Below are 7333 nucleotides of genomic sequence, written 5' to 3'. Positions count from 1 at the left end.
GACGCATCGCCGATGGTAGTGTGGGGTCTCCCCATGTGAGAGTAGGTCATCGTCAAGCTTAAATTCCAAACCCCTCACTCGCGCAAGCGAGTGGGGGGTTTGTCTTTGCGCGCTGGAAAGGCACTCGAGGACTGGGCGGCAGGGTACCCTTGTTGAAGTCGACGCTATAGCTGCGATGAGGGCGGGAAGGGTTGATTGAGGGTGTCTGAAGTTTTGTGTAAGCGGCCACAGGCAGGAAACTGCCTGCTTGATCGGAGCCAGCATGACCATCCGCTGCGCTTTGCCCACCCTATGCCCTGCCTGCGCTATTGCTTGCGCTGATAATTCACCGTTGCGAACTGGTGCCACGTCCCGTCATCGCCCAGCATGTGTGAGGTCAATACCCGGTGATCGTCACTCTTGAACTCGATCACGTCCTGGTACTTCGCCATCGTCCCCTCGGCGGCCATATTGGGACCTTCGGTGTTGAGCCTCAGCACCCTGCCAGCGGTATCCAACTCGCCGTCGTAGACCCAGAGGTAGGACATCATGGAACCGATCCAGGTGCCCACATAGCGCTGCTTCTGCGGGTCATAGCCGAGCGTCAACATGCTCGTCGCGGGGCCTTCGCCACCGGGAATATCGCTTTGTCCCTGGCCCAAAATCCAGAGCCCGCCCAGCGACCGCACACTCTCGGAACCCATCCACTTCGCTGGCGGCTGGCCCGGTTCCATGCTGCATTCGGCTTCGCACGTCCACTCGCCGACGAGCTTCTGTAGCCACTGGTGCTCCCGCTGTGCTTCGGTTTTCATCGCCTCATCTCCGTTCGATTTTCGCGGTGGTGTTTGACGGATCACTCGCGTTCCCACGAATGACAGCAGGCGTCCGTTTCCCTTGGCGCCTCGTCGCTCTTGTTGTAGTTCACCTCTAGTGGACGGGATCTTGCCCGCCTGTTGCAGCGCCGCGCTGCTCTGGTAGTTCCACTCGACACTGCCTGTGGTCTCGTCCCAAGGGGCGCCGGACTGCCCGGGAGGCGGAGAGTCTGCATCGAACATGAAGTGGTAGACGATGAGCTGACGGCGTCCGTCGAACAGATCGAGCAGGCTCGCCTGGCCGTCCGTGCCCTCGAAGCTGTAGGCCTTGTCGATCCGCACCACCGACAGCCGGCGCAGTTCAGCGTTCAGTGCATCGCGCGCATGGATGAGTTGTTTTCCTTGAGCAGGAGCGCCTTACGGGCGGCCAGCCAAGCTTCGCGTGAGACGATCTGGTTGGCCTCTATGATGATCTCCCTCTTTGTTCAGATGATTACTTGGTTCAGGCGCTGGTGCGCTTGAGCTCCGCTTCCAGGTTGTCCAGCAGATCGCGGGTACCGCGCTCGCGAGCGGCGGCGTTATCGATGCCGTCCAGAAAGACATCCTGCTCGGTGTAGATCAGCCGCGTGCCACTGCCCTCAGGTGTGAACTCCACCGTCGCCAGCGAGACCGATGTCCGTGTCTCGTTCAGGTGCATGTCATAGCTGTAGACGATGCGCTGGTCCGGCACTATGTCCTGATAGCAGGCGTTGTACTCATGGACCGGGCCGCCCGGTGGGCAGCCGCTGACGCTTTCTCGCCCGCCGACCCGGAAGTCTAGTTCGTGATCGGAGGCCTCCCACTCGGCGGGCCCGACGAACCAGCGAGCCTTGGCCGTAGGTTCTGCCCAGGCGGCGAACACCCGCGCAGGCGAGGCGTCGTAGTTGCGCTCAATGACGAAGGTGGCGTGATGGGTGGAGCGTTCGCGCATGGCTGACAAACTAGGTTTTTTTGCGCTCATCGTTGTTCTCCCTGCGGTTGTGCGTGGGTTTCTCTGGTGTTTCCCCCGTGGTGGCCTGTGCCTGCAGTTCGCGCAGATAGTCCTCCAGGCGGTCGAGGCGTGCTTCCCAGAACTGGCGGTACTGCCCCACCCAGTCGGCCACGCCCTCCAACGGCTTGGCCTCTAGCCGGCAGGGCCGCCACTGCGCCTCGCGGCTGCGCGAGATCAGGCCGGCGCGCTCCAGCACCTTGAGGTGTTTGGTCACGGCGGGGAGGGTCATCTCGAAGGGCTCGGCGAGTTCGGTGACCGTTGTCTCGCCCGCGGCTAGGCGTGCCAGGATGGCGCGGCGAGTGGGGTCGGCGAGTGCCGCGAAGGTGGAGCTGAGTTGATCGGAGGACATTTGTAAGACACCGATTGGTTAATTAACCTTTAGGTGAATTTAGACGGCCGCCGTTGCTTGTCAAATGCGCTCAAGGGTGCAGTCTGATTGGGTGGTGTGAGCCAAATCGGTTTCGCCAAGGTCGTGGCGGGCACTGAGGTAAAATTCACCAGTGCCTTCCGAGTTGCAGGCTGCAGTCGCTCATTAACATGAGGGCTCCAAATCGTGCTTTCGCAACTCTGGCTCTTGAAGGGCTAGCGGTCTGGCCGGATTTGAAAGCAAGGCCCGGAGTGTCAGGCGGGGATGGCGTCGATACCTTGAAGGGGCAATGTGGATCTTTGAAGGAACCCCTATGAACACTTCAATCAAGAAAGCCCAGCTCGCCGCCGCAACGGTCAATGACCCGCGCTGGACCGTGGTGCTCGCTCGCGACCCCGAAGCAGACGGGCAATTCTTCTACTCGGTAAGAAGCACGGGGGTGTATTGCAGGCCTTCCTGTGCGGCGCGCCCGGCGAACCCCGAAAACGTGCAATTTCATGCGACCCGCGCAGACGCGGAAAAGGCCGGCTTCCGGCCCTGCCTGCGCTGCAAGCCCGATCAGCCATCACTGGCGGAGCAGCACGCGGCAAAAGTCACGCAAGCCTGCCGGCTGATCGACAGCGCCGAACAGATACCCAGCCTGGAGGCGTTGGCCAGGCAGGTGGGGATGAGCACCTATCACTTCCACCGTGTGTTCAAGGCCGGCACCGGGTTGACGCCAAAAGGCTATGCCGACGCTCAGCGGGCGCAACGCGTACGTGACGGACTCGGCCGCAGCGAATCGGTGACGGCGGCGATCTATGACGCCGGCTTCAACTCCAACGGGCGCTTCTACGAAGCCTCGAATCAGCTGCTGGGCATGACCCCGTCGACATACCGGGCCGGCGGCGCAAACACGCAAATACGCTTCGCCGTAGGCGAGTGCTCGCTGGGTTCGATTCTGGTGGCGCAGAGCGAACGCGGAGTCTGTGCGATTTTGCTGGGCGATGATCCCGATCTGCTGGCCCGTGATCTGCAGGATCGCTTCCCCCACGCCACGCTGATGGGGGGCGACCGCGATTTCGAACAGGTGGTGGCCAAGGTCGTCGGGTTCGTCGAGGCACCGGCAATCGGTCTGGATCTGCCGCTGGATGTCCGCGGCACGGCATTCCAGCAGCGGGTTTGGCAGGCCTTGCGGGACATTCCGCCAGGCTCGACGGCGAGCTATAGCGACATCGCCCAGCGCATCGGCTCGCCAAGTGCCGTGCGCGCAGTGGCGGGAGCCTGCGCGGCCAATGCCCTGGCCGTGGCGATTCCTTGCCATCGGGTCGTGCGTAACGACGGCGGCTTGTCGGGCTACCGTTGGGGTGTCGAACGCAAGCGGGCCTTGCTCGATCTGGAGGCGCAGGCATGAACGCGCCCGCCAACACGACGGCGGCTCAGGGCTGCGCAGCTTCCCTGGTCGAGCGCATTGAGGCCCTGGATTGGCCGCGCATCTGCGAGGATCTGGATGCGCAAGGCCATGCCCTGCTCGAGCGCCTGCTGAGCCCGGACGAGTGCGCCGCGCTGGCGGGGCTTTACCCGCAGGAGCATCGCTTCCGCCGCCGGGTGGTGATGGCGCGGCATGGCTTCGGGCGCGGTGAGTACCAGTATTTCAGCTATCCGTTGCCGGACCTGATCGCCGCGCTGCGCACCTCGCTCTATCCCCATCTGGCGCCCATTGCCAACCGCTGGAATCAGGCGATGGGTATCGACGACACCTACCCCGCGCAATATGCCGAGTTTATCGCCCGCTGCCATGCCGCGGGCCAGTTGCGGCCGACTCCGCTGCTCCTGCAATACGGCGTCGACGACTATAACTGCCTGCATCAGGATATCTACGGCGAGCACGTCTTCCCGCTGCAAGTGGCGATTCTGCTTTCGGAGCCCGGTCGCGACTTTAGCGGCGGCGAGTTTGTCTTGACCGAGCAGCGCCCGCGTATGCAATCGCGCCCGGAAGTGGTGCCGCTGAAACAGGGCGATGCGGTGATCTTCGCCGTGCACCAGCGCCCGCTGCAGGGTACGCGTGGCAGCTACCGGGTGAACCTGCGCCATGGCGTCAGCCGTTTGCGTTCGGGGCAGCGGCATACCCTTGGCGTGATTTTCCACGACGCCCTTTGAGCGCCAGCCAATGACGATGGATTTGTTCGACGGCGCGAGTACTCTCGAGGCGCAGGAGCAGTTGGCCCCTGGGGCTATGCTTTTGCGCGGTTTTGCCGTCACGGATGAACGCGAGCTGCTCGGTGCCCTGGCCGAGGTGATCGCGCAGGCGCCGTTCCGTCACATGGTCACGCCTGGCGGTTTTCGCATGTCGGTCGGCATGAGCAACTGCGGCGCCCTCGGTTGGATCACCGATGAATCTGGCTATCGCTACGGCCCCATTGACCCGCTCAGCGGCCAGCCCTGGCCGGCGCTGCCGGAGGTGTTTCTACGCCTGGCCGCGCAGGCGGCAGAGCGGGCAGGGTTTAGCCGGTTCGTGCCGGATGCCTGTCTGATCAACCGCTACGAGCCGGGCTCAAGGCTGTCGCTGCATCAGGACAAGAACGAGCGCGACTTCGGCGAGCCGATTGTCTCGGTGTCACTCGGCCTGCCCGCGGTCTTTCTGTTCGGCGGCTCCCGCCGCTCGCTGCCGCCCCGGCGTATTGGGCTTATGCATGGCGATGTGGTGGTGTGGGGCGGGCCGGCAAGGCTGAGCTATCACGGGGTATTGCCGCTCAAAGAGGGTTTCCATTCGTTGGTGGGTGCCCAGCGGCTGAACCTTACGTTGCGCAAGGCCGGGTGAAGCGCAGCCGAGGTCTCGAAAGATGCGCTGGGGATTTCTCCTGCCTGTTGTGCGATGTCGTCAGTTGAGCCTGGCGAGGTTGTGATTGGGTAGTGGTCCGCCCGGAAACTGAGCGATCCGTCCGCCTTGCTGTTCGCAGCGGCCGAGGTCTGGCATACGTCTGCGATTTCGAGGCGGCTGCGGACATTGAAAGCAAGCGGCTCGAACGAGTGCTGCAACCCTCTGTTAAACCAGCGCGTAGGGTAGCCTGACAAACTTCAGGGGGCATCGCGAGGATTGCCAACCAGCAGGCCCGCTATTGCGTTTAAAATGTGGCGTAACGGATAACTGATAATTAGCTATGAATTCAGACGCCATCGCTACCCTGCAGCACCATTTAATCTCCGAGTTAAGCGCTGCACCTAGCGACACTCGTCGCCTATTTCACGGTAGGGGACGACGCTGGCTGGGGCTTGAGGACATCACCGTTGACTGGTTACAAGGTGTGCTGTTGGTCTCGCTATTCAGGGAGCCAAATGAACCTGACCTGGTCGCGTTAACGCAAATGCTGATGGCATTGCCCCAATCACCTGAGTGGCTGCAAACCCAAGCGCATACACTCTTGCTGCAGCACCGTTACCTCCAGAACAGCACAATGGAATGGCTGCTGGGGGATCCAGTGGATGAGTGGCTTATCACTGAGGACGGCCTGCGCTTTAAATTGGATTTGGGCAAAAAACAAAATACGGGTTTGTTTTTAGATATGCGCTATGGCCGCCGTTGGGTTCACGCCCGGGCTAAGGGTAAGCGTGTGCTGAATCTATTTGCTTACACCTGCGGTTTCTCCGTTGCTGCCATTGCCGGTGGCGCAGAGCATGTGGTGAATCTGGACATGTCCAAAGCGGCCTTAAGCCGAGGGCGGGACAATCACCGGCTGAATCAGCATGATCTAAGTCGAGTGAGCTTTTTAGGACATGAGTTGTTTAAATCTTGGGGGAAAGTAAAAAAATACGGCCCCTATGATCTGATCATTATCGATCCCCCCTCTTTCCAGAAAGGTAGCTTTGTACTGAGTCAGGATTATCAAAAAGTCATGCGCCGTCTGCCGGATTTGCTCACTGCGCAAGGTGAGGTACTGGCGTGCACAAACGACCCTGCCACAGGCCCTGACTTTTTGATTGAAGGCGTAGCCAACGAGGCGCCGAGCCTGCGTTTTGAGCAGCGGCTAGAAAACCCGCCAGAGTTCGCCGACATCGACCCCGACGGCGGGTTGAAAGCGTTAGTGTTTACACAGAAACGCCACATCTCCGTAAACGCGTAGCCCCGCCAGGAAGGGAGCAGATGTATCTATGCGCTCGACCGTCCGCTTCACGCCCTGAGGAGGTCAGGCAAACGTTTTGAACGCGTAGATCGAGGTTCTTGAGAAGCGTTGAACGCGCTTTAGCGCGGCCGGCATCGGTGCGAGCGCAGCGAATAAAATGCTCATTGCAGCCCTGCGCAAGTGCCCGGCCAGAACCCTGCGATTGATTTCGAGATATCCTGTGCAGCCTCAAGCCAAACCACTCTTGCGCAGGACTCCCCGTATGAAAAACCAGCTCGTTGAACTGATCGGCAAAATAAGTTCGGGCTGCATGGGCGAGGAGGAGATCGAGCGGGTCGCGGATGAGGCGGCGCAGGCCTATGCCGACCCGCAGGCCTTCCTCGCGGCCAATCCGGACATCAACTACGACGACACTTTCACCATCCCGCTGGGCGAGTGGGTGGTGGTGGGCAGCTTGCCGGAGACGGTGCTGTTCCAGGCGGACAACTACGCCGAGCTGTTTCAGCAGATCGTCGACTCGTTCGGCAAGGATGTGCCGTTCAACATCAAGCCCAAACAGCTGGCCAAAGCCGAGGCGCTGACGGCGCTGAACCGCATCCAGGTGCAACTGAGCAGCATGAATCCGGAAAAGGGCGGTTATGTGCTGATGAATTTCAGCCAGCCGCTGGATGACGAGTTGCAGGCCGTGCTGGTGTACAGCTGTGACCTGCCGCGGGTGCTGGAACTGTGCGCCGCGGTGGGGATCGCCGCCGCCGCGTCCTACGAAGCCCTGCGGGTGGCCGTTCACGTCTGAGACGCTGTTTACGATCTGCTCGAGAGGGGGGGCTGGGTTTCGCTGCGCTCTACGCCCGCCTACGTCTGTATCAGCCGGCCAGCAGCCAGACCCCGGCGGCCGGGCAATCCGTACCCGCGGCGCGGCAGCATGCGCACCCTAGAGTAGCCCGCGGCATGTAGGCTGGCAGTGGCCGCCGGCATAGCTCCAGGGCCAGGGCAGTCTTGCCGGAACCGACCGGGCCGCCGATCATGCTGAAACGCAGCTGCTGGG

General features: G+C 61.6%; 8 protein-coding genes. 5 read left to right on the top strand and 3 right to left on the bottom strand.

The genetic code is table 11. From position 1 onward, the window contains the following. Window positions 1-305: 305 nt before the first annotated feature. The 3 genes from FFS12_RS20300 to FFS12_RS16720 form a co-directional block, all read right to left on the bottom strand. A complete protein-coding gene (locus tag FFS12_RS20300) occupies window positions 306-1136 on the bottom strand; it encodes a DUF1579 domain-containing protein (RefSeq protein ID WP_256657403.1) in 831 nt (276 codons plus the stop codon). A 157-nt stretch (window positions 1137-1293) separates the two neighbouring features. After that, the gene (locus FFS12_RS16725) at window positions 1294-1791 is read right to left on the bottom strand and encodes an SRPBCC family protein (RefSeq protein ID WP_218568989.1); all 498 of its coding nucleotides are present in this window, start codon (window positions 1789-1791) and stop codon (window positions 1294-1296) included. Beyond that, entirely contained in the window at window positions 1772-2170 is a 399-nt protein-coding gene (locus FFS12_RS16720; RefSeq protein ID WP_137888448.1) for a helix-turn-helix transcriptional regulator, read from the bottom strand. Before FFS12_RS16720 ends, FFS12_RS16725 begins: the two co-directional genes overlap by 20 nt. A 331-nt stretch (window positions 2171-2501) precedes the next feature. Between FFS12_RS16720 and ada the strand changes: the two genes are divergently transcribed. From ada to FFS12_RS16695, 5 genes are all read left to right on the top strand, one after another. Continuing rightward, a complete protein-coding gene (gene ada, locus FFS12_RS16715; protein ID WP_137888446.1) occupies window positions 2502-3581 on the top strand; it encodes a bifunctional DNA-binding transcriptional regulator/O6-methylguanine-DNA methyltransferase Ada in 1080 nt (359 codons plus the stop codon). Continuing rightward, window positions 3578-4327, top strand: a complete 750-nt coding sequence (locus FFS12_RS16710; RefSeq protein ID WP_137888444.1) for a 2OG-Fe(II) oxygenase — start codon at window positions 3578-3580, stop codon at window positions 4325-4327. The genes ada and FFS12_RS16710 overlap by 4 nt, the downstream gene beginning before the upstream one ends. Window positions 4328-4337: 10 nt before the next feature. Beyond that, entirely contained in the window at window positions 4338-4988 is a 651-nt protein-coding gene (alkB, locus tag FFS12_RS16705) for a DNA oxidative demethylase AlkB (RefSeq protein ID WP_137888442.1), read from the top strand. A gap of 340 nt (window positions 4989-5328) precedes the next feature. Then, the gene (locus FFS12_RS16700) at window positions 5329-6288 is read left to right on the top strand and encodes a class I SAM-dependent methyltransferase (RefSeq protein WP_137888440.1); all 960 of its coding nucleotides are present in this window, start codon (window positions 5329-5331) and stop codon (window positions 6286-6288) included. A gap of 262 nt (window positions 6289-6550) precedes the next feature. Further along, on the top strand, window positions 6551-7081 hold the full coding sequence (locus tag FFS12_RS16695) for a hypothetical protein (protein ID WP_137888438.1): 531 nt from the start codon (window positions 6551-6553) through the stop codon (window positions 7079-7081). Window positions 7082-7333: the final 252 nt, after the last annotated feature.

The organism is Pseudomonas sp. 2FE, assembly GCF_005503735.1.
Classification (GTDB): Bacteria; Pseudomonadota; Gammaproteobacteria; order Pseudomonadales; family Pseudomonadaceae; genus Aquipseudomonas.
Note: the sequence above shows the minus strand (reverse complement) of the source record. Positions and strands in the feature narration are given on the sequence as shown.